The following is a 20,767-nucleotide window of genomic DNA, read 5'->3' as shown; positions in this document are numbered from 1 at the left end:
GAACTCCGGGTTCCCTCGACGGTCCGGGGTTCCCTCGGCGGGCGGGCGGGCGGGCCGGCGGGGCGGCCGTAAACTGGGATCGTGGCCCTCAACGAGATCATCTCGGCGCTGTCGCGCGCCTCCACGTTCGACGATGCTCTGGCGTACGCGGTGCGGGACGCTGATTTCTCGGTGCCGGACGGCCTTCGGGTCCCTCTGCTCGCGGGGTTGATCCAGCGGCGGGCGGAGGCGGGGCGTCCGCAGGCTGCGCTGGTGGTCACGGCCACGGGGCGCGACTCCGAGAACGTGCGCGCCTCGCTCGGCTGCGTGCTGCCGGACGCGGACGTCGTCGAGTTCCCCGCGTGGGAGACGCTGCCGCACGAACGTCTGAGCCCGAGCGCCGAGATCGTCGGGCGGCGGCTCGACGCGCTGCGGCGGATGAAGCAGTGGTCGGGGGAGCGGCCGCTCGTGGTCGTCGCCTCGGTGCGTGCGGCGCTGCAGCCGGTCGCGGACAACCTCGCCGACATCGAGCCCATCCGGCTCGTGAAGGGGACGCGCGGCTACGACCTGGGCCGCATCTCGGCCGAGCTGGTCGATCTGGCCTACGCGCGCGTCGACATGGTCACCCGCCGCGGCGAGTTCGCGGTGCGCGGCGGCATCCTCGACGTCTTCCCGGCGGTGGCGGAGCACCCGAGCCGGGTGGACTTCTTCGGCGACGAGGTCGACTCCATCCGCGCCTTCTCCGTGGCCGATCAGCGCTCGCTCCCGGGCGAGATCGACTCCGTTCTTTTGCCGCCGAGCCGCGAGCTGCTGCTCGTGCCGGCGGTGCGGCAGCGGGCCCGCGAGATGCTGCACGAGTTCCCCAGCCTGTCCGCGATGCTCGCGAAGATCGCCGAGGGCATCCCGGTCGAGGGCATGGAGTCGTTGGCCCCCGCGCTGCTGGAGCGACTGGTCCCGATCTCGCACTACCTCCCCGACGGCGCGGCCGTCGCCGTTCTCGCCCCCGAGCGCGTCGCGACGCGGGCGATCAGCCTCGCCGAGACGAACCGCGAGTTCCTGCAGGCGGCGTGGAGTGCGGCGACCGCCGGCGCCGAGGCTCCGATCGACCTCGCCTCCGGCGAATTCATCTCGCTCGGCGCGCTGCGCGACTCCGTCGCACTGAGCACTCCGGGCGCCGATGCTCCCGATCACCCGTGGTGGACGATGAGCACGTTCCGCCAGGGCCCCGCCGCGGGTGAGGCCGAGGTGCTGCCGGAGGAACTCGGCATTGACGAGATCCTCGCCGTCCGCGTCGAGGGCGAGCCGGTCCCCGGTTTCGGTGCGAGTGTCGAGGGTGCCCTCGCGCATGTCCGCGCGCGCCTCGCCGACGGCTGGACCGTCGTCCTGACCGCCCCCGGCACCGGCACGGTCGAGCGCACCGACCAGGTCCTCGCCGAGCACGAGGTCGCCGCCCGCATCGTCGCCGACCTGCCCGCCGGGCTCGAGACCGGCCTCGCCTACGTGGTGCAGGCCTCCGTCGATCACGGCTTCGAGGTGGCGGAGGCGAAGCTCGCCCTGCTCACCGACACCGAGTTCTACGGTCGCTCCGTCGGCTACGACTCCCGCGCGGTCAAGAAGCTCGCGTCGCGCCGCAAGAACGTTGTCGATCCGCTTCAGCTCAGCCCCGGCGACCATGTGGTGCACGCCACACACGGCATCGGCCGCTTCGTCGAGCTCTCGCAGCGCGAGGTCTCCAGCGGAGGCCGCAACGCGGTGAAGACTCGCCGCGAGTACCTGGTGCTCGAGTACGCGCCCAGCAAGCGCGGCTTCCCGGGCGACAAGCTGCTCGTCCCCACTGACCAGCTCGACCTGCTCTCCCGTTACGTCGGCGGCGAGGCTCCGGCGCTGAGCAAGATGGGCGGGAGCGACTGGGCGCAGGCCAAGAGCAAGGCACGGCGAGCGGTCCGCGACATCGCGGTCGAGCTGGTGAAGCTCTACTCCGCCCGGATGGCCTCCCGCGGGCACGCCTTCCCGCCGGACACCCCGTGGCAGCGCGAGCTGGAGGAGGCGTTCCCGTTCGCCGAGACCCCCGATCAACTCACGGTGATCGACGAGGTCAAGGCCGACATGGAGCGGCCGATCCCGATGGACCGTCTGCTTTCGGGCGACGTCGGCTTCGGCAAGACCGAGGTCGCTGTACGCGCCGCGTTCAAGGCCATCCAGGACGGCAAGCAGGTCGCGATGCTCGTGCCGACCACGCTGCTCGTGCGCCAGCACCTCGAGACGTTCCAGGAGCGCTTCGCCGGCTTCCCCGTGCACCTGCGGGCGCTCAGCCGGTTCCAGAGCGCGAAGGAGTCGAAGGAGACGATCGACGGCCTCGCGGATGGCACCGTCGACATGGTCATCGCGACCCACCGGCTCCTCAGCGACAGCATCGCCTTCAAGGACTTGGGCCTGCTCGTGATCGACGAGGAACAGCGCTTCGGCGTGGAGCACAAGGACAAGCTGAAGGCGCTGAAGAAGAACGTCGACATCCTCTCGATGAGCGCCACGCCCATCCCGCGCACGCTCGAGATGGCGGTGACCGGTATTCGCGAAATGTCCACTCTCGCTACTCCGCCGGAGGAGCGCCATCCCATTCTGACTTTCGTCGGCCCTTACTCCGAGAAGCAGATCTCGGCCGCCATCCGCCGTGAACTGCTGCGCGAGGGCCAGGTGTTCTTCGTGCACAACCGGGTCTCGACGATCAACCGTGCTGCCTCCCAGATCGCCGAACTGGTGCCGGAGGCGCGCATCGCCGTCGCCCACGGCAAGCTCAGCGAAGCCCAGCTCGAGCGGATCATCGTCGACTTCTGGGAGCGCAAGTTCGACGTGCTCGTCTCGACGACCATTGTCGAGACCGGCCTCGACATCCCGAACGCGAACACGCTGATCGTCGACCGCGCCGACAAATACGGACTCTCTCAGCTGCACCAGTTGCGCGGACGGGTGGGCCGTGGCCGCGAGCGCGCCTACGCCTACCTCCTCTACGACGAGATGAAGCCGCTGAGCGAGACGGCGCACGACCGACTGCAGACGCTCGCTGCCAACTCCGACCTCGGCGGCGGCATGCAGATCGCGCTGAAGGATCTCGAGATCCGCGGCGCGGGCAACCTGCTCGGCGGGGAGCAGTCCGGGCACATCCAGGGTGTGGGGTTCGACCTGTACCTGCGGATGATCGGCGAGGCCGTCGACACCTTCCGTGGCGAGGTCGCCGAGGGTCAGACGGAGCTGCGGCTCGAACTTCCCGTCGACGCGCGGATCCCGGAGGAGTACGTCGACAGCGAGCGGCTGCGGCTGGAGGCATACCAGAAGCTCTCGGCCGCCTCCTCGCTGACCGCGAAGGAGGGCAGCATCGACCTGGTCGTCGAGGAGCTGACCGACCGCTACGGCGAGCTGCCGGAGGCAGTGGAGAACCTCATCCTGGTATCCCGGCTCCGGATGCGCGCGCAGAGGGCGGGGCTCAGCGACGTGGTCGCGATGGGCTCGAACGTGCGCGTCGCTCCCGCGCACCTGCCCGACTCGATCCAGGTGCGCCTGCGCCGGATGTACCCGAGTGCGAAGTACCTGCAGCAGGCCGATGCCGTCGTGGTGCCGATGCCCGTGCTCGACGGCGTCCCGCTGGGCGACCGGGCGCTGATCCAGTGGGTGGCGTCGCTCCTGGACGCGCTGTTCCCGGAGCCGGTCTCCGTCTGAGCGGGCCCCGGCGGCGTTCCGCCGATGTGCGCCGCTCGCGGTTCCGCCGTCATGAGCGGCTCCGCGGCGGGAACGGCCGCTGGCAGGATGGAGGGCATGCCGCTGCCCGCCGCCCCCGAGAGCCGAAGCCGCTCGCCGGCCCGCTGGTCGCCGTCCGGGCAGTCGCGGTGCGCGCGTCAGGTGTCGAACTCTTCGCTCCCTGCTCGCTCACGGCGGAAGCGGGGGAGCGCGTCGCTGTCACCGGCCGCAACGGCACCGGGAAGACCACGCTTGCCGCCGACGCTGCTCGGCCCAGTGCCGCTCCCGATCGGCGACGGTGCAGGAGCCGTGGTGGTGCTCTGGAACCTGCCCGGCGCGCTGGTCAGCGCCTCAACCGCGGCGGCCGTCGCGGCGTCGCCCGCACTCCTTGGCGCGGTGCCGCTCGTCGCCGCAGGCTGCCTCCTCGTCGCGCGGCGGTGCCTGGCGCGCGCCTGAGGGGCCTCGCGTCCGGACTGCTCCCCCGACGAGACGGCCACGGAGGCCGAGCGGCCGGAGTGGATGCGAGGATGGCCGGGTGACCGCGCACCCCCGGCTCGATGAGCTCATCCGCACCGTCCATGTTCTCCGCGCCCCGGGCGGTTGCCCGTGGGACGCCGAGCAGACCCATGAGTCCCTCGTGCGCTACCTGATCGAGGAGTCGCACGAACTCGTCGATGCCATCGAGGCGGGGGACCGGGCCGATCTGATCGAGGAGCTCGGCGACGTGCTCTACCAGGTGCTCTTTCACGCCGATCTCGCCGCCGAGAGCGCCGAGCCCTTCACCATCGAGGACGTCGCGGCGCAGATGAATGCCAAGATGATCGGTCGCCACCCGCACGTCTTCGGTGACGCCACGGCCGAGACCGCCGACGACGTGATCGCCGTCTGGGACGACCTCAAGCGCACAGAGAAGCCGCACCGCACCAGCGTGCTCGACGGGATCCCGCAGGGGATGCCCGCCCTCGCGCTCGCCGACAAGGTGATCGGCAAGGCGACCAGCCTCGGTGTCGTGGACGCCGGCCAGGGCCCGCTGCCCATCGAATCGGAGGACGACCTCGGCCCGCTCTTGCTCGCCATTGTCGCCTCCGCCCGAGCGCGGGGACTCGACGCGGAACGCGCGCTCCGCACGGCCACTCGCGACCTGCAGGACGAGATCCGCGCGGTCGAGCAGGAGCGTCGCGGGGAGTGACGCGACGCAACGTCAGCTGAGAGGGCACCTCATCCACGATGGTGGATGAGACCTACTCTCAGCTGACGTTGTGTCGTCGGCCCACCCCGGCCCACCCCGGCCGATCTGGGAGAATCGCCGTCATGGCCTCCCCGATCACCCCGCCCCGCGGCATGCGCGACTTCCTCCCGGCAGACAAAGCGAAGCGCGAGCACGCGCTCGGCATCATCCGCCGCGTGTACGCCGCCCACGGGTTCGATGAGATCGAGACGCCCGTGGTCGAGGACTTCGACCGCCTGCACTCCGGACTCGGCGGCGACAACGAGAAGCTCGCCTTCAGCGTGCTGCGCCGGGGGCTCACCCGCGACGACCTCGCGGCCGCCGACGACGCTTCTGCCCTCGCCGACCTCGGCCTGCGCTTCGACCTCACCGTGCCGCTCGCCCGCTTCTACGCCTCGCACCGCGCCGAGCTGCCGACCGTCTTCCGCTCGGTCCAGATCGCCCCGGTCTGGCGGGCCGAGCGTCCGCAGAAGGGCCGCTACCGCCAGTTCGTCCAGTGCGATATCGACATCATCGGCGAGCCCGGGCAGCTGGCCGAAGTCGAACTGATCACCGCGACCGCGGCGGCGCTGGACGCCCTGGGCCTGCGCGAGTGCACCATCCGGATCAACGACCGCCGCATCCTCACCGGCATCCTGGAGCACTGTGGTTTCGCTCCCGAGCGCTTCGGTCCGGCGTTGATCTCGATCGACAAGCTCGACAAGATCGGCGCCTCGGGAGTCGTCGCCGAGCTCGAGGCCGACGGCCCCGACGCCGCCGCAGTGCTCGGCGGCTACCTCGCGCGGATCGAGGAGGCGGTCGCCTCCGGGGGAGTGGCGCTCGAGCAGTCCGCGATCCTCGACGTTCTGCCCGAGGGCATCGATCCGGAGGCGGTGCTCGCGCTCGAGACGCTGGCTCGGTCACTGCGTTCGCTGCCCTCCGGCGTCTCGCTCCGCTTCGATCCGACCCTCGTGCGCGGGATGGGCTACTACACGGGCACGATCTTCGAGATCGCGCACCCGTCCTCGGGTTCCTCCGTGGGCGGCGGCGGGCGATACGACGGGATGATCGGCCGTTTCCTCGGGCAGGAGGTGCCGGCGTGCGGCTTCTCGATCGGTTTCGAGCGGATCGTCGAGCTGATCGGCGGGACCGAGTCCGAGCGCGTTGACGCCGTCGTCTTGGTGCACGAGCGCGACGCCGCGCCTGAGCTGCTGCTCGCGCTCAAGCAGGAGCTGATCGCCCAGGGCTCACGTGTGCGCCTCGAACGCCGAGCCAAGAATCTGACTCCGCTGCTCGACCGGGCCGCTGCCGCGGGCTTCACCCGCTTCGCCGTCGTCCCGCGGGACGCCGCATCCGCCGCCGACCTCTCCTTCAAGCACCTCGGCTGAGCGAGGACGCGCCTCGGAGGATCTGCTGGCGCGTGCGCCCGGAATGGTCGGATCGTTGTCCGATTCGTGAGAGCCTTAATACCCGCGAAATCTGCGGATACACCTGAGAAATCTCCCGAGGATAGCGTCGAGGCACCCGATCGGCGCGGCTTGGCGCGCCTGCACCGGCACCCCGCAGCGATCCCGCGCACCGCACCGCAGCAGCCCTGACGATCCCCACCCGAGGAGTCCCCTTGACCCTGTCGCCCCTCCGCTCCCACCGCCCTGTCGACCGTCGCAGCGTCCTCCGGATGGCGGGCGTCGCCGGCCTCGCGATCAGCGGTGCGTCCGTCCTCGCGTCCTGCGCTTCCGACGCTTCCGGTGCTTCGGCCGCCACCGGAGGCGATCTCGGCACCCTCAAGGTCCAGCTGTCCTGGATCAAGAACGAGGAGTTCGCGGGCGAATTCTTCGCCGACTCGAAGGGCTACTTCACCGAGGCCGGCCTCTCGGGAGTGACGCTCACGCCCGGTCCCTCGACCGGCGTCGCCGAACTGCTCTCGGGCCGAGCCGACGTCGCGCTGAGCGACGCGGTCTCGATCGGCACCGCGATCGCGCAGCAGGAGGCACCGCTGAAGATCATCGGCGCGACGTATCAGAAGAATCCCTTCACGGTCCTCTCGATCACGACTGCCGGCAACATCGCCACTCCGGCCGATCTGGCCGGGAAGAAGATCGGCGTGCAGGCCTCGAACACCTCGCTGTTCCAGGCGTTGCTCGCCGCGAACGGCCTCGCCGAGTCCGACCTCACGGTCGTCCCCGTCGAGTACGACCCCTCGGTCCTCATCAACGGCACGGTCGACGGCTTCATCGCCTACCTGACCAACGAAGCGATCACCGTCGCGGCCGAGGGCTACGAGGTCGTCAACCTGCCCTTCGCCGACAACGGCCTCCCCTTCGTCGCCGAGACCTTCTCGGTGTCGGAGCAGGCGATTGCCGAGAAGCGCAATGCTCTCAAGGCGTTTCTTGTCGCCGAGATCAAAGGGTGGACCGACGCGGTGAACGACCCGGAGGCGGGCGCGATGCTCGCCGTCGACACCTACGGCAAGGACCTCGGCCTCACGGCGGAGTCCTCCAAGAAGGGCGCCACCATTCAGGCACAGCAGCTGGTCGTCTCGGACGAGACGGCCTCGAACGGCCTGTTCACCATCTCCGAGACGCTCCAGTCCGAGACCATCGCGTCCCTGGCGGGTGCCGGGATCGACGTCACGGCCGAGGCTCTCTTCGACCTGACCCTCCTCGCCGAGGTCTACGAGGCGAACCCCGACCTGCTGAAGTATGCAGCGTGACCCTGATCCCCGAAGGGCACCACTCGTGACCGACACGACCGACACCGGCACCCTGCGCGATCAGGGTATCGGCGGCACCGGCATCCAGATCCGCGGCCTGTCGAAGACGTTCCGGATGGGCTCGCGCAGCGTCGCGGCGCTGCAGGACACGGATCTGCACACCGACCAGGGCAGCTTCCTCGCCCTCCTGGGCCCCTCGGGCTGTGGCAAGTCGACGATCCTGCGCATCCTGGCGGGTTTGGAGGAGCCGACGTCCGGTTCCATCCGGGTCGATGGCCGCACCCCGCAGGAGTTGCGCCGCGCCAACAAGCTGGGTATCGCCTTCCAGGACCACGCGCTCCTGCCGTGGCGCAGCGTGACGGCGAACATCCGGCTGCCGTTCGAGATCGCGGGTAAGCCGGTCGATCAGGCGTACATCGACGAACTCATTGACCTCGTGGGTCTGCGCGGCTTCGAGAAGGCCAAGCCTGCTCAGCTCTCGGGAGGCATGCGCCAGCGCGTGTCGATCGCGCGCTGCCTCATCCTCAAGCCCGAGGTCCTGCTGCTCGACGAGCCGTTCGGCGCGCTCGACGACATGACGCGGCAAAAGCTCAACCTCGAGCTGCTGCGGATCTGGACCGAGAAGCCGGCGACGACGCTCCTCGTCACGCACGGCATCTCGGAGGCGATCTTCCTCTCCGACCGCGTCGCCGTGATGAGCCCTCGCCCCGGCCGGGTGAAGGAGATCATCGACATCGACCTGCCCCGCCCGCGCACGCCAGAGATGCAGCGCACCCCCGAGTTCCACGCCTACGTGGACCAGGCGTCGGAGCTGCTGTTCGGCGACGGCGGCGCGGCCGCGGACGACCAGTAGGACCACCGTGGCCACCATGCTCCCCGCCGCCTCGCGGCGCACTCTGTCCCTCCCTCCGTGGCTCACCGGGCTGATCGGCGTGGCTGTAATCGTCGCCGTCTGGTGGATCGTGGCGCTCGTCACCGCGCCCACCGGCACCGCGACCTACGCGCCCGTGCCCACTCCTGTGCAGGTCGTGCAGACCGCGATCGAGGACGGCGCCGGCTTCTACTGGCGCAACTTCTCTGTCACGATCGGCGAGGCCGCCGTCGGCTACGTCTGGGGCAACCTGATCGCGCTCGTGCTCTCGGCGCTCGTCCTGGTCCTGCCCTGGCTGGAGGGGGTCGTCTCGCAGCTCGCGGTCATCACCTACTGCGTGCCGATCGTGGCCATCGGCGCGATCGTGCTGCTGATCCTCGGCGGGGCGGACGCTCCCGGCAAGGCCAGCCCGACCGCGATCTTCCTGGCCGGTCTCTCCGTGTTCTTCACCACGGTCGTCGGCAGCTTGCTCGGTCTCAAGGCGGCCGACAGGGCGGCGCTGGACGTCGTCACGGTCTACGGAGGCTCGCGCTTCACCCAGCTGCGCAAGGTCCGCCTGATCGCGGCCCTGCCCGCCATTCTGTCGGCGCTGCAGATCGCGGTGCCTGCGGCCTTCCTCGGTGCGATCCTCGGCGAGTACTTCGGCAAGATCGAGACGGGCGTGGGTCCGATCCTGGTCGCGGCGCAGGTCTCGCTGAACTCGCCGCGCGTCTGGGCGCTCTTCCTCCTCTGCGCGGGCGTCGCGCTCCTGGGCTACGGCATCGTCGGCGGGATCGGGCGCCTCGTCGCGCCCTGGTCCTCCGGAAAGCGGGCATGACCATGACCACCACCGTCCCCGACCGCACCGAGCAGCCCACGGCGGCGTCGATCCTCGCGGTCGACGAGTTGCGGCGGCAGCTGCGCGCGGCCGCCCTCGGCGCGACGCTGAAGCGCCTGCGCAGAAGCCTGCTGGTGGCCCTGTCGACGCTTGTGATCGTGCTCGCGATCTGGATCGCCGTTGTCCTCTTCAGTGGGGTCTCGCCCTATGTGGTGAAGGGCCCGTGGGACGTCTGGAAGCACGTGGTCACCGACGCGAAGGCGGCCGAGCACCGCGCCGAGCTCGGCGGCCTCTTCGCTGTCACGATGGGAGACGCGCTGATCGGCTTCACCGCGGGCCTGGTCGTGGCGATCCTCGGCGCGATCCTGTTCCGCCTGTCCAAGGGCATCGAGCACGCACTGATGCCGTTCGCGATGCTGCTGCGCTCGGTGCCGCTGATCGCGATGGCGCCCTTGATCATCCTGGTCTTCGGGACCGGCTCCCTCGCCTCCGTGGCCGTCATCGGTGGCATCGTCGTGCTGTTCCCCGCGCTGGTGACCATCGCCTTCGGCCTGAACAACGCCTCACCGCAGATGCTCGACGTGGTCGCGGTCTACGGCGGCAGCACCCTCACCGCGATCCGCAAGGTCGCGATCCCCGGCTCGCTGCCCTCACTCTTCGCCGCGATCCGCATCTCGGTGCCCGGCGCGATCACCGGGGCGCTCCTGGCCGAGTGGCTCTCGACCGGCTCGGGCATCGGCGGGGCGATCAACGCCTGGTCGGCGCAGGCCCGCTTCGCGGACGTCTGGTCGGCGGTCGTGCTCGTGACCGGCGTCTCGCTCGTGCTCTACATGATCGTGCAGGTGCTCGAGAGCTTCGTCCTCTCCCGGATGTCCCTCGCCCTGAACTGAGGGGGAGGGGGAGCGGAGGGACGGGGTCGGGTCAGACGGTGACGATCGCGTCGATGCGGTGGCCGGCCAGCACCTCGCGGCCGCCGAGCCCGTCGAGCTCCATCACCACCGCGATCCCCTCGAGGCTCCAGCCGGCACGCTCGATCAGGCGGCGGCTCGCGTCGAGCGTGCCTCCGGTGGCCAGCACGTCATCGACGAGCAGCAGGCGCGAGCCCCGGGGCGCCGCGTCCTCGTGCACTTCGAGCACCGTCTCGCCGTACTCGAGCGTCGCCTGCTCCCGCAGCACCGCACGCGGCAGCTTGCCGGGCTTGCGGATGGTCACGACGCCGAGCCCCGCGGAGTAGGCGGCCGCCGCGGCGAGGAGGAAGCCGCGCGCCTCCACTCCGGCGATCGCGTCGATCCGGCCCCGGTAGGGCGCGATCAGCGCATCGGCCACGGACCGCAGAGCCTCTCCGTCGCCGAAGACCGGGGTCAGGTCGCGGAACAGGATGCCCGGGCTGGGGAAGTCCGGGACGACGGCGGTGAGACGGTCGACGTGGTCGGCGGCGGTCGTGGTCACAGGGAACCTCCGGGTCGGCGGGTGCGCCCGGGCCGTCCGGCGATCGGGCCCTGGGAGTCTATGACCGGCACCGGTCTCCTGCGGTTCGAAGGCGGTCAGTAGACTCCTTTCCGACCGCTCCCGTCTCCGGGAGCCCACCCGTCAAGAGGAGATAGTTGTGGCCCTTATCGAGGCAGTCGTCGCCCGAGAAATTCTGGACTCCCGTGGCAATCCCACGGTCGAGGTCGAGGTCCTGCTCGAGGACGGCGCGTCCTCGCGAGCGGCCGTCCCGTCCGGCGCCTCCACCGGTGCGTTCGAGGCGTACGAGCTGCGCGACGGCGACTCCGACCGCTACCTCGGCAAGGGCGTGCAGAAGGCCGTCGACGCCGTGATCGACGAGATCGGCCCGGCCATCGAGGGCTTCGACGCCACGGATCAGCGCCTCGTCGACGCCGAGCTGATCGAGCTCGACGGCACCGAGAACAAGTCCCGCCTGGGTGCGAACGCGATCCTCGGCGTCAGCCTCGCCGTGGCCAAGGCCGCCGCGCAGTCATCGGATCTCGACCTGTTCCGCTACGTCGGCGGCCCGAATGCGCACACCCTGCCCGTGCCGCTGATGAACATCATCAACGGAGGCGCACACGCCGACACCGGCGTCGATATCCAGGAGTTCATGGCCGTCCCGCTGGGCGCCGAGTCCTTCTCGGAGGGCCTGCGCTGGGGCGTCGAGATCTATCACGCTCTCAAGGCGCAGCTGAAGAAGGCCGGCTTCGCCACCGGCCTCGGCGACGAGGGCGGCTTCGCCCCCGACCTGCCCACCAACCGCGAGGCGCTCGACTTCATCCTCAAGGCCGTCGAGGCCGCCGGGTTCACCCCCGGGAAGGACATCGGACTCGCGCTCGACGTCGCCTCCTCGGAGTTCTACGAGGACGGCGCCTACACGTTCGAGGGCAAGAAGCTCTCGGCCGAGGAGCTCTCCGCCTACTACGCCGACCTCGTCGCCAATTACCCGCTGGTCTCGATCGAGGACCCGCTGGACGAGGACGACTGGGCCGGCTGGACCCACCTCACCGCGTCCATCGGCGACAAGGTGCAGCTCGTCGGCGATGACCTCTACGTCACTAACCCGGTGCGTCTGGCCCGCGGCATCGCCGAGAAGGCGGGTAACTCGATCCTGGTCAAGGTGAACCAGATCGGCACGCTCACCGAGACGCTCGACGCCGTGGCCCTCGCGCAGCGCAACGGCATGACCGCGATCCTCTCGCACCGCTCCGGTGAGACCGAGGACACCACCATCGCCGACCTCGCAGTCGCGGTGGACGGCGGCCAGATCAAGACCGGCGCCCCGGCCCGCTCGGACCGCGTCGCGAAGTACAACCAGCTGCTGCGCATCGAGGAGATCCTGGGAGGCGCGGCGACCTACGCGGGTCGCTCCGCGTTCCCGCGCTTCTCCGCGTAGTCTCGGCACGCCGGAGCGGCCCCGGAGCCTCCCACCTCGGTGCGGACGCCGGGGCCGCTCCACTTCCCCCCCGACCGAGGAGGCACCTGCACATGGCCCGTCAGCCCCGCCGCCCCTCGGCCCCCGGCAGCGCGCCGCGGCGGCCGGCTCCTGCGCCCGCCGCCCGGACGGATCCCGCCGCAGCGGCGCGCCCGGCAGGCAGGACGACGGCGGCGGGGAAGCCGCGCACCGCCTCCGCTCCGCGGGCTCCGCGGCCTTCGCGGGCTCCGCGCCCGAAGCAGCCGCCCGCTCCGCCCTCGTCGGCGTGGATCGCCGGCGTCCGCGGCTCCGGCTTCACCCTGCTGGTGATGGGGATCATGATCCTCGCGGTGGTGGTGCTCGCTCCGAGCATCAAGAACTTCGTCGAGCAGCGCGCCGAGATCGCCGAGCTGCAGCGCTCGGTCGACGCAGCCAAGACGCAGGCGCAGAACCTCGACGAGCAGCGCACCCGCTGGTCCGACCCGGCCTTCATCCGCGCCCAGGCCAGCGAGCGGCTCTACTTCGTTATGCCCGGCGAGGTCAGCTACCTCGTGCTGGATGACGTGACGCTCGCCCAGCAGGCGCAGCAGCCCGCGAGCGACACTGTGCAGGAGACGCCGAGCGACTGGGCGGGCTCCCTGCTCTCCTCGATCGCGGTCTCGGGCCTGGGCGAGCCGACCGCCGACGAGCTGGCCCCGGCTCCGTAGCGCGGGGCTTGCAGCCCCGATGCCGCCGCCCGCCCCCGCGTACACTGGAGCGTCCTCCCGGCCGTCCGTCCTCTGGAGCCCCCGTGACCACGCCCCCCTTCGATCCTCCGTCCGAGCGCGATATCGCGGTCGTCTCCGCCCAGCTGGGCCGCCCGGCTCGCGACGTGGTCGGGATCAGCGCCCGGTGCGTCTGCGGCGACCCGACGGTGGTCTCCACGAGCCCGCGCCTGTCCGACGGCACCCCGTTCCCCACCTTCTACTACCTGACGCACCCGGCCGCGACGGCCGCGATCTCGCAGCTCGAGGCGACGCAGGTGATGGTCGAATACACCGCGATGCTGGCCGAGGACGAGGAGCTGCGCGAGGCCTACGCCGCCGCGCACCGGGCGTTCCTGGCCGACCGCGAGAGCGTGGGTTCCGTACCCGAGATCGCGGGCATCTCCTCCGGCGGCATGCCCTCGCGGGTGAAGTGCCTCCATGCCCTCACGGCGCACGCCCTCGCGGCCGGGCCCGGCGTCAATCCGATCGGCGACCTGGCCCTGGCCCGCGCTGACTGGTCTCCCGAGCGCTGCTCCTGCAGACCGCTCGACAGGTAGCCGCTCCTGTCGGAGCCGCGGAGGCGCACCACCGGCGCGCTCTTCGCTAAGCTGATCCCCCGTCGGGGTCAGTGCTGCCCACCGCATCGAGAGCGGGCACTTCGCGTTGCGTGAGGGTGTTCGCATTGTCCATCCCTCTTGGAGAGTCAACCGTGCCCAAAATCCTGATCGTCGGAGGCGGCTACGCCGGCTTCTACACCGCGTGGAAGCTCGAGAAGCAGCTCCGCCCGCACGAGGCAGAGGTCACGATCGTCGACCCGCTGCCGTACATGGCGTACCTGCCCTTCCTCCCCGAGGTCGCCGCGGGGTCCATCGAGCCCCGACACGCGATCGTCTCTCTGCGCCGTCACCTCAAGAAGACCGCGATCCTCGCCGCCAAGGTGACGAAGATCGACCACGCGAACCGCACCGCGACCATCACTCCGACGGTCGGCGAGCCCTACGAGTTCGAGTACGACCAGATCGTCGTCACCGCCGGCTCCGTCTCGCGCACCTTCCCGATTCCGGGCGTCGCCGACACCGCGATCGGACTGAAGACGATCGAGGAGGCGACAGCGATCCGCGATCGTATGCTCACCAACTTCGATAAGGCCGCGTCGCTGCCGGCCGGCCCGGAGCGCTCGCGCCTGCTGACCGTCACGGTCGTCGGCGGAGGTTTCGCGGGCATCGAGGTCTTCGCCGAGCTGCGCTCCTTCGCGAGTGCGCTGCTCAAGCGCTACCCCGAGATCGACTTCGAGGAGACCCAGTTCCACCTCATCGAGGCGATGGGACGGATCATGCCCGAGGTCGCCCTCGAGACCAGCCACTGGGTGCTGAAGAACCTCGACGAGCGCGGTGCTACGGTGCACCTGGACACGCAGCTGAAGTCGGCCGAGAACGGCGTCATCCAGCTCTCGACCGGCGAGAGCTTCGAGTCGGACCTGATCATCTGGACCGCGGGCGTGATGGCGAACCCGTCGATCAAGAACTCCGACCTGCCGATCGAGGAGCGCGGCCGCCTCCGCGTGCGCGCCGACCTCCGCGTCGGTCACGACGACGTGCTCGTCGAGGGTGCCTGGGGAGCCGGCGACGCGACAGCCGTCCCCGACCTCACCGGCGGCGGCGTCGGCGGCTTCTGCGTGCCCAACGCGCAGCACGCCGTCCGCCAGGGCAAGCTCATGGCGAAGAACATCACCGCGGTGCTCCGCGGCGAGGAGCCGGTCGACTACATCCACAAGAACGCGGGAGCCGTCGCGGGCCTGGGCATCGGGATCGGCGTCTTCCAGTCCGGCAAGATCGCGATCAAGGGCTTCCCCGCCTGGGTCATGCACCGCGGCTACCACGGCCTCGCGATGCCCTCCTGGGAGCGCAAGTTCCGCGTGGTCTGGGGCTGGTGGAACAACCTCTGGCTGGGCCGCGACATCGCCTCGATCGAGGCCCGGGAGTACCCTCGCGGCTCCTTCGAGACCTACGCGTCGCGTCCGCGCCCGGCGGCCCCCGCCGCCGAGGTGTCGGCCGCGCAGGCTCCGGCGCAGATCCCCGGCCAGGTCGGCGCTCCGGTGCCGGTCGGCGGAGAGCCCGCAAAGTCCTGACACCGCCGCCGGGAGGATCGCTCCTCCCGGTGGTCGCCCCCATAGCCCAATCGGCAGAGGCAGACGACTTAAAATCGTCTCAGTCTGGGTTCGAGTCCCAGTGGGGGCACTCTGTGTGACGCCTCCGGGTGCGTGACCCCTTCATGCGGCGCGGGCGTGAGTGCTGCGGCGGGCGGGCTCGAGCAGGGCGGCCTCGAGGGACGCGGTGATCTCATCCGGGGTGCAGTCGGCGCAGAGCACAACGAGCGCCTCCTCGGTGTCGTGGCCGCCGGAACGGTCGAGAACGGTGGCGTCGGCTCCGCAGAATAGACATTCGATCATGCGGGTACCGTACGTCCGACCTCCGACAGCGCCGGGATCGTTCCGGCGCGTCCGCCGGCCCGAGGTGTCCGTCACCGAGGTCGAGTTCGGCCGGCGGGCCGTGGGCGGGCCGTCTGGAGTCCTCGACCTCGGCGAAGAACGGCTGTCGTCCGAAGACGCCGTCGGAAACCGAGTGTCGTTCGCCCGCGCCCCCGTCGCATAGAGTCATCGCCAGGCAGTTGCACGTTCGGACGCGGGTCCGGACCACGATTCGCCCGGTCCACGGCGGGCGCCAGGAAAAGCCCCGCTTCTCGTGCCCGCGGGCACCGTTATGCGCCGCCCGGCGACGGGCGGACGGGAGGCCTCTATGGGGAAGCTGCTCTACGGAGCCTCGGGAGTCGAGATCGAGTTCGACGACCGTACGCTCACGCACGTCCAGATCGTCATCGCCAACAAACTGCGCCGCCGCGAAAGCTTCTTCTTCTCCTGGCGCGACGACCCCGCGGTCGGTGAGGGCCGTTCGAGCATTTGGCTCGACCCCTCCGTGCCCCTCTACTTCACGTACTTCGGCGGCCGCGTCCCCTCGATCAACCGCACCTGGATCGACCTGCTGACCGTTTCGGCGAACTCCTCCGGCGGGCTGCAGCTCATGCAGGAGCCGGACGCCGCGCCCACCCCGCCGCCTCAGGGCGCCTGACACCCCATCCGCCCGCCCTCGGAGAAGAGCCCCCATGCAGCGCGACGTCTCGGCCCACCTCACCCTCGACGTCGCGGCGCCCGCCGCTCTCGTCCTCTCGATCGCGGTAGCCGAGGCCTACGGCGCCCAGGAGTCGCTGGCGCTGAGCGTCGACGGCCGGCCGCTCGCTGCGCGCGAGGTCGTCGACCAGCACGGAACGCGGTTGCACGTGCTCGAGGCTCCCGTCGGGCATCTCATCGTCGACTACTCCGCGCGGATCAGCGGTCGTCTCCCTCCACTGGAGGGTGACGAGGTGGATCGGCTGCGCTATCTGCGGCCGAGCCGATACGCGGAGTCGGACGTGCTGTGGGCGACGGCGCGAGCGGAGTTCGCCGGTCTCGCCGGACCCGGCCTGCTGCACGCGGTGAGCTCCTGGGTCGGCACCCGGCTGGCCTACGTGCCGGGGTCCAGCCTCCCGACCGACGGTGCTGAGCGGACGCTGCTCGCGCGCCGCGGAGTCTGCCGCGACTTCGCTCACCTGGTCGTCGCGCTCCTGCGGGCGCTCGACGTGCCCGCCCGGCTCGCGGCCGTGTATGCGCCGGGGTTGCAGCCGATGGACTTCCATGCGGTCGCCGAGGCCTGGGTCGACGGGCAGTGGCGCGCGGTGGATGCGACGACGCTCGCGCCGCGGTCGAGTCTGGTCCGGATCGCGACGGGGCGCGACGCGGCCGATACCGCGTTCCTCGGCGTGTACGGCGGCATCGCTACTCTCCGCGACATCACCGTCAGTGCCGTGGCCGACGTGCTGCCCGACGACGATCTGGATCAGCCGGTCGCGATCGGTTGATCGCGCCGCCCGCCTCGAAGCGCCGCTCGGCTACTCCGGTTCGATGAAGCGCCGCCAGGCCCAGATCGATGTGCACACCGCGGTGAACGCGACCACGGCGAAGAGCACCGGGCCAGCACCGCCGTCGGTCGACCAGGACGCGATCGTCGGGGTGAGGAGCACGAACAGCACGGTCGTCGCCAGAAGGGTCAGACCGAGCCAGAGCAGCGGCGACCACTGCAGGATGCTGCGTCCGGCCGGTCGCCCAACCGGGAACAGCAGCACGACGCCCGAGCCGACCGAGAGCAGCGTGGTCGCGCTCAGGATCTCAGCTGCCAACACGGAGCCGAAGGACCCATCGGGCGGGACGACGGCCGAGGCGCCCCACGCGATCCCGGCGAGCCCCAGGAGCGAGACGATGCGGACAGTGGAGAGCTTCGCCCGGTCGACAGCGGACACGCCCTCGGGGAGGACGAGGCCGATCACCACTCCGAAGAGGAACGCGGGGTCGAGCCCGGCGAAGCGTGAGACGAGGGCGGCCGCCGCGACCAGCAGCAGGGAGCGCGGAGCGGCGACGACGCCAACCTCGTTCAGCCCGAGTCGCCGGCCAACCAGGGCCGGGACCGCGCCGGCGACCGCGTTGACGACGGCGACCGCGACGATGACGGCGATCAGCAGCCGCAGATAGGCGGGCTGGCCGTCGACCCGGCCCGAGAGCAGGACGAGCCCGGCCGCGCAGCCGATCATCCCGACGACCATCAGACGCGGCGAGAGCGGAGCGGCGTCCGGCTTGTCGTCGTACTCGACGGCAGCGCGGTTGCGGCCGGTGAGCTGCCAGCCGAGTCTCGCGCGGGGTGCGCGTCCGGCGGCGGCGAGCCGGGCCGGCACGACGACCAGCGCGAGCGAGAGCAGCGCGAGGGCAAGCGAGCGCATCCAGTCGGCCATCGTGACGACGGGTGAGCCTGCGGTCAGCGCGGTGGTCATTCCGGTCGCGGAGCTCCAGCCACCCGGAGCCGACTCCACCTCGGGCGCAGGCGCCCGGGGCGGTGTCCCGTCGCCCTGGTCGGGGGCGGGCGCCGGCGCGGGAGTGGGCTGGTTGCTGGGCTCGCTCTGCGGCGCGGGTGCGGCTTCGCCGGGGCGTGTCGGAGTGGGGGCAGTGTTCGGCGAGGCGTTGTCGGGCGCGGGCGCGGGAGCAGGCGCGGGAGCGGCGGTCGCGGGGGGAGCTGCGGGCGAGGCCCCGGGCGTGGCCGGTGGCGTCGCGGTCGGCGTCGGCGTCGGGGTCGTCGTCGTGGCCGCGAAGGTCACGTCGATCCAGGGGCTCGGCGGGCTGTAGTTGCCGGCTTTGTCACCCGCGATGACCGAGACGCGGTGCGCGCCGGCGGTAATAGTGCCTCCGGTGCATCTCCACGCGCCTGCGCTGACCGCTGCGTCGCAGGTGTTCACCCGGTCGACGTACACGTACGCGCGGGTACCGTCGACGCCGGTCCCGGAGTAGGAGGCACCGCTGAGCGGCAGGACGGTGCCATTGGACGGCGAGGTCAGAGTGGGAGCGACAGGAGCCGCGGTGTCGACGACGAGGGTCACCGGCGCGCTTGCCGGAGAGGCGGCGCTGCCAGCGAAGGAGGCGGTCTGCGTCGCGGTGACGCGGTAACTGCCCGGCGCGGGGGTGGGGGCGAGCTGGCAGAACCATGCGCCGCTGGAGTCGGCGGTGGCCAGGCATGCGGCGCCGCCGTTCGAGACGGCCGCGACTTTCGCGCCGGGGTACGCCGTGCCACGGACAGAGCCCGCAGAGGTTGCCGAGCCGTCGACCGACTCGATAACCGGGGCGCTGAGGACAGCGATCGGGACGGAGGCCGAGGTGGTTCCACCACCGGCCAGGAGCTCGACCGCGACGAGGGTCGCCGGCCCGTCCTTCAGGGTCACGGTGCAGCTCCATGTGCCGTCGGAGCCTGCGGTGGTGATGCACAGCGGGTCGCCGCCGCCCCGGAGGCCGATCTGCACCTGATTGCCCGCGGTCGCCGTACCGGTGACGGTGGTGCTGCCCGTGGTCAGCACTGCGCCCGAGGCGGGCGCCGTGATCGCGAGAGCGGCCGCCTGCGCGGTGGGAGCGGCGAGGCCGGAGACGGAGGCGAGCAGGATCAGCAGGAGGGCGGCCGTGCGCAACGGGGATCGGCGGACTCGGGGTACCGGCACAACCGGTGAATCCCCCGGTACTGCCCTGTCGACGCCCGATTTCACGATGCGTCCATTGCACGGGGGCGGGACGGCGCTGTCAAGCTCGCCGCACCACTGTTCCCTGATGTACATCATTCGGAGGAGGCCTCTCCTCCGGACGAGGGAGTGTGGGCAATCGGGGGAGAGCGCTTCCGCGAGAATATACCCGGCGACCAGATCCGGAGGACAGTGGAATGCGCGAAGACGAGGCCCGCGGGCGCGATCGGCGGCAGGTCCGCGCCGAGGCGGTGCGCTTCGACGACCCGCGCGAACTCGGTCGGCTCCTGCCTCCGGGTCTGCGGATCGGAGTGGCGCAGAGCGCTTTCCAGACGGAGGGCTCGCTCGAGACCGGTGGTCGGGGCCGCTCGGTCTGGGATGACTTCGCCCTGCGGCGCGGGACGATCGCCGAGGAGGCGACTCCCGAGATCGCGACCGACTTCCTCCTGCGCTGGCGCGAGGATGTCGCGCTGCTGGTCGATCTCGGCGTCGACGAGCTGCGGCTCTCGGTCTCCTGGCCGCGGCTGCAGCCCGACGGACGCGGTCCCATCGACCGCGGCGGGCTCGGCTTCTACGACCGCCTGCTCGACGCGCTCGCCGGGGCGGGAATCCGGGTCGCACTCACCCTGCACCACCGCGATACTCCCTCGGCGCTCAGCGGCGGCTGGATGAACCGCGACACCGCGTTCCGCTTCGGCGACCTGGCCTTCGAGCTGGGCGGACGGTTCGGCGATCGGGTCGCCGACTGGATCACCCTCGATCAGCCCTCGACCGTGATGCTCGAGGGCTACGCGCTCACGCGCCAGGCTCCGGGTGCCGGCCGGCTGTTCAGCGCCCTCCCTGCGCTGCACCACCAGCTGCTCGGGCACGGCGTGGCCCTCGAGGCGCTGCGGGCTGCGGAGGTGACGGGGCGGATCGGCCTCGTCGACGCGCTCGCGCGGGTGGAGGCCGCCTCCGACGACGACCGAGACCGCGCGTTCGCGGCTCTCGCGGACGTTCTGCGGAATCGCCTGGTCGGCGGCGCCGTCCTGACCGGCGCCTATCCCATCGGGCCGGAGGAGCTGCCGCCGTTCCTCGGCGCCCTCGCCCAGGCCGACCCGCTCGACCTCGCCCGTATCTCGGCTCCCCTCGATTTCTACGCGGTCGCGCCGTTGCCGCCGCAGCGGATCGTGGCGGGCCGCGATCCGGCACTGCCGACCGGAGTCGGCGCAGCGCCCGCCCTGCCGTTCCACACGGCGCCCTGGCCCGAGCTGGACCGCACGGGCGACGGCTCGCCGGTCGCGCCGTGGGCAGTGGTCTCGGTGCTGCGGTCGCTCGTCGAGCGTCACGGCGAGGCGCTCCCTCCGCTGGTCGTCACCGCGCTGGGAGCGAGCTATCCGGACGAGCCCGACCGCGAGGGCGCGATCATCGACACGGAGCGGATCCGGTGGCTGGGTGCGCACCTCGCGGCGCTGGCCGAGGCGGTCCACGACGGACTGCCGGTGGAGGCCGTGCAGCTGTGGACCCTGGTCGACGCGTTCGAGTGGCAGCACGGGTACAGCCGGCCGCACGGGCTCGTCGCCGTCGACGCGCGCAGCCGTGACCGGGTCCCGAAGGCGTCGTTCGACTGGCTGCGGCGGGTCCTCGACGCCCGGTCGTGATGCCCGGGCGTGCGAG

General features: G+C 71.1%; 19 protein-coding genes and 1 tRNA gene. 16 read left to right on the top strand and 4 right to left on the bottom strand.

Annotated elements, in window-relative coordinates; all coding sequences use genetic code 11:
- The first annotated feature begins 81 nt into the window (after window positions 1–81).
- From mfd to C5D07_RS13740, 8 genes are all read left to right on the top strand, one after another.
- Complete coding sequence (gene mfd, locus C5D07_RS13775; protein WP_068251944.1) at window positions 82–3,693, top strand: transcription-repair coupling factor; 3,612 nt, start codon at window positions 82–84, stop codon at window positions 3,691–3,693.
- A gap of 270 nt (window positions 3,694–3,963) precedes the next feature.
- On the top strand, window positions 3,964–4,167 hold the full coding sequence (locus C5D07_RS13770) for a hypothetical protein (RefSeq protein WP_146076725.1): 204 nt from the start codon (window positions 3,964–3,966) through the stop codon (window positions 4,165–4,167).
- A 79-nt stretch (window positions 4,168–4,246) separates the two neighbouring features.
- Complete coding sequence (locus C5D07_RS13765) at window positions 4,247–4,900, top strand: nucleoside triphosphate pyrophosphohydrolase (RefSeq protein WP_068251948.1); 654 nt, start codon at window positions 4,247–4,249, stop codon at window positions 4,898–4,900.
- A 122-nt stretch (window positions 4,901–5,022) separates the two neighbouring features.
- Window positions 5,023–6,306, top strand: a complete 1,284-nt coding sequence (hisS, locus tag C5D07_RS13760; RefSeq protein ID WP_068251950.1) for a histidine--tRNA ligase — start codon at window positions 5,023–5,025, stop codon at window positions 6,304–6,306.
- 233 nt (window positions 6,307–6,539) lie between these two features.
- On the top strand, window positions 6,540–7,631 hold the full coding sequence (locus C5D07_RS13755; RefSeq protein ID WP_208855047.1) for an ABC transporter substrate-binding protein: 1,092 nt from the start codon (window positions 6,540–6,542) through the stop codon (window positions 7,629–7,631).
- Window positions 7,632–7,746: 115 nt separating this feature from the next.
- Window positions 7,747–8,484, top strand: a complete 738-nt coding sequence (locus C5D07_RS13750; RefSeq protein WP_104271505.1) for an ABC transporter ATP-binding protein — start codon at window positions 7,747–7,749, stop codon at window positions 8,482–8,484.
- Between the two features lie 16 nt (window positions 8,485–8,500).
- Window positions 8,501–9,319: an ABC transporter permease gene (locus tag C5D07_RS13745; protein ID WP_068257008.1), complete on the top strand. Its 819-nt coding sequence runs from the start codon at window positions 8,501–8,503 to the stop codon at window positions 9,317–9,319.
- 2 nt (window positions 9,320–9,321) lie between these two features.
- On the top strand, window positions 9,322–10,209 hold the full coding sequence (locus C5D07_RS13740) for an ABC transporter permease (RefSeq protein ID WP_211286383.1): 888 nt from the start codon (window positions 9,322–9,324) through the stop codon (window positions 10,207–10,209).
- Window positions 10,210–10,240: 31 nt separating this feature from the next.
- On the opposite strand, the gene C5D07_RS13735 is transcribed toward C5D07_RS13740, so the two are convergent.
- On the bottom strand, window positions 10,241–10,768 hold the full coding sequence (locus C5D07_RS13735) for an adenine phosphoribosyltransferase (RefSeq protein ID WP_068251956.1): 528 nt from the start codon (window positions 10,766–10,768) through the stop codon (window positions 10,241–10,243).
- Between the two features lie 157 nt (window positions 10,769–10,925).
- On the opposite strand from C5D07_RS13735, the gene eno reads away from it, so the two are divergent.
- Window positions 10,926–12,206: a phosphopyruvate hydratase gene (eno, locus tag C5D07_RS13730; protein ID WP_068251959.1), complete on the top strand. Its 1,281-nt coding sequence runs from the start codon at window positions 10,926–10,928 to the stop codon at window positions 12,204–12,206.
- Window positions 12,207–12,306: 100 nt separating this feature from the next.
- On the opposite strand, the gene C5D07_RS15830 is transcribed toward eno, so the two are convergent.
- Complete coding sequence (locus tag C5D07_RS15830; RefSeq protein ID WP_167542343.1) at window positions 12,307–12,564, bottom strand: hypothetical protein; 258 nt, start codon at window positions 12,562–12,564, stop codon at window positions 12,307–12,309.
- On the opposite strand from C5D07_RS15830, the gene C5D07_RS15825 reads away from it, so the two are divergent.
- From C5D07_RS15825 to C5D07_RS13710, 4 genes are all read left to right on the top strand, one after another.
- Entirely contained in the window at window positions 12,554–12,931 is a 378-nt protein-coding gene (locus tag C5D07_RS15825) for an FtsB family cell division protein (protein WP_068257011.1), read from the top strand. The two genes, C5D07_RS15830 and C5D07_RS15825, sit on opposite strands and share 11 nt — an antisense overlap.
- Before the next feature lie 83 nt (window positions 12,932–13,014).
- Window positions 13,015–13,527 (top strand): DUF501 domain-containing protein, encoded by a 513-nt coding sequence (locus tag C5D07_RS13720; protein ID WP_068251966.1) that lies wholly within the window; start codon window positions 13,015–13,017, stop codon window positions 13,525–13,527.
- A gap of 152 nt (window positions 13,528–13,679) precedes the next feature.
- Window positions 13,680–15,098, top strand: coding sequence for an NAD(P)/FAD-dependent oxidoreductase (locus tag C5D07_RS13715; protein ID WP_068251969.1), 1,419 nt, complete (start codon window positions 13,680–13,682; stop codon window positions 15,096–15,098).
- 35 nt (window positions 15,099–15,133) lie between these two features.
- A tRNA-Leu gene (locus C5D07_RS13710) sits at window positions 15,134–15,207 on the top strand.
- Window positions 15,208–15,239: 32 nt separating this feature from the next.
- On the opposite strand, the gene C5D07_RS13705 is transcribed toward C5D07_RS13710, so the two are convergent.
- Complete coding sequence (locus tag C5D07_RS13705; protein ID WP_146076744.1) at window positions 15,240–15,419, bottom strand: hypothetical protein; 180 nt, start codon at window positions 15,417–15,419, stop codon at window positions 15,240–15,242.
- Between the two features lie 346 nt (window positions 15,420–15,765).
- Here C5D07_RS13705 and C5D07_RS13700 point away from each other — a divergent pair, with 346 nt between their 5' ends.
- Together C5D07_RS13700 and C5D07_RS13695 are read left to right on the top strand one after the other, a co-directional pair.
- Complete coding sequence (locus tag C5D07_RS13700; RefSeq protein WP_068251976.1) at window positions 15,766–16,095, top strand: DUF7882 family protein; 330 nt, start codon at window positions 15,766–15,768, stop codon at window positions 16,093–16,095.
- 34 nt (window positions 16,096–16,129) lie between these two features.
- Window positions 16,130–16,921, top strand: coding sequence for a transglutaminase-like domain-containing protein (locus C5D07_RS13695; protein WP_104259571.1), 792 nt, complete (start codon window positions 16,130–16,132; stop codon window positions 16,919–16,921).
- Window positions 16,922–16,951: 30 nt separating this feature from the next.
- Here the strand turns inward: C5D07_RS13695 and C5D07_RS13690 are convergent, their stop codons facing one another.
- Window positions 16,952–19,093, bottom strand: coding sequence for a hypothetical protein (locus C5D07_RS13690; protein ID WP_146076745.1), 2,142 nt, complete (start codon window positions 19,091–19,093; stop codon window positions 16,952–16,954).
- Between the two features lie 215 nt (window positions 19,094–19,308).
- Here C5D07_RS13690 and C5D07_RS13685 point away from each other — a divergent pair, with 215 nt between their 5' ends.
- Window positions 19,309–20,751 carry a glycoside hydrolase family 1 protein gene (locus C5D07_RS13685; protein ID WP_084415815.1) on the top strand — a complete coding sequence of 481 codons (1,443 nt, stop codon included), beginning with the start codon at window positions 19,309–19,311 and terminating at the stop codon, window positions 20,749–20,751.
- The last annotated feature ends 16 nt before the right edge of the window (window positions 20,752–20,767 follow it).

Source organism: Rathayibacter tritici, assembly GCF_002932875.1.
Lineage (GTDB): Bacteria > Actinomycetota > Actinomycetes > Actinomycetales > Microbacteriaceae > Rathayibacter > Rathayibacter tritici.
Note: the sequence above shows the minus strand (reverse complement) of the source record. Positions and strands in the feature narration are given on the sequence as shown.